Here is a 792-nt window from a genome sequence, read left to right on the forward strand (position 1 = left end):
GCCAACCCGACAGCCACTTCGGCCGCCGCGACGACGATCACGAAAAGCGCTGCCACATGCCCTGTCAGCACATAGTGAATGTCGATCTTTTCGTTCCAAATAAACCGGTTGAACGCCACAAAATTAATATTTACCGCATTAAGCATCAGCTCAATGGACATTAGAACAGCAATAATATTTCTCTTGGCAAAAACTCCGTAGAGTCCGATGCAAAAGAGCATTGCTCCCACCAAGAGATACGTCGAAAGCCCCACACTAAAATTTGCTAAACTCATTTGCTCTCGTTCACTCCCTTCGCCAAGATCACGGCACCCACTAAGGCTACGGTGAGCAATACTGCGGCTGCTTCAAAGGGAATCATAAAGCGAGAGAGCAAGAGCAGGGAAAGATCCTCCGCTGATCCGCCGCTCGTCCACGGTTCGGCCAAAACCCGCCAGTCCGGATTGGTCAGAATCACCAGCGCTATGATGACAAAGACCGATCCCGAAACAAGGGCTCCCGCTAACCAACTTCGGTTTTCAGTATTGCTCTCACAGATATCTCCACGCAAGGTCAGCATCACCGCAAAGACGACCATGAGGGATACTGCTGCAGTGTAGATCAACAACTGTACCGCTGCCAAAAAGTCTGCATTCAAGAGAATATACAGCACAGCTACTCCTGAGAAAGACAGAGCCAGATAGAGCGCACTGTGCACAATGTTCTTGGAGGTCACAACACTCCAAGCTGCTGCAATCGACAGAATCGCAAAAATAAAGAATACGATTGTGCTCACCCTCACTCCTCCTTCCC

Annotated in this window: 2 protein-coding genes; both read right to left on the minus strand. The window is 49.6% G+C overall.

What is annotated here, in order from left to right; genetic code table 11:
- A partial coding sequence (gene nuoK, locus LJE72_RS25930) for an NADH-quinone oxidoreductase subunit NuoK (RefSeq protein WP_229251017.1) occupies positions 1-275 on the minus strand: 275 nt, incomplete at its 3' end.
- Complete coding sequence (locus LJE72_RS25935) at positions 272-775, minus strand: NADH-quinone oxidoreductase subunit J family protein (protein WP_229251018.1); 504 nt, start codon at positions 773-775, stop codon at positions 272-274. The genes nuoK and LJE72_RS25935, both read right to left, overlap by 4 nt.
- Positions 776-792 lie beyond the last annotated feature (17 nt).

Origin of the sequence: Desulfosporosinus shakirovi (assembly GCF_020595055.1) — a bacterium.
GTDB lineage: Bacteria > Bacillota > Desulfitobacteriia > Desulfitobacteriales > Desulfitobacteriaceae > Desulfosporosinus > Desulfosporosinus shakirovi.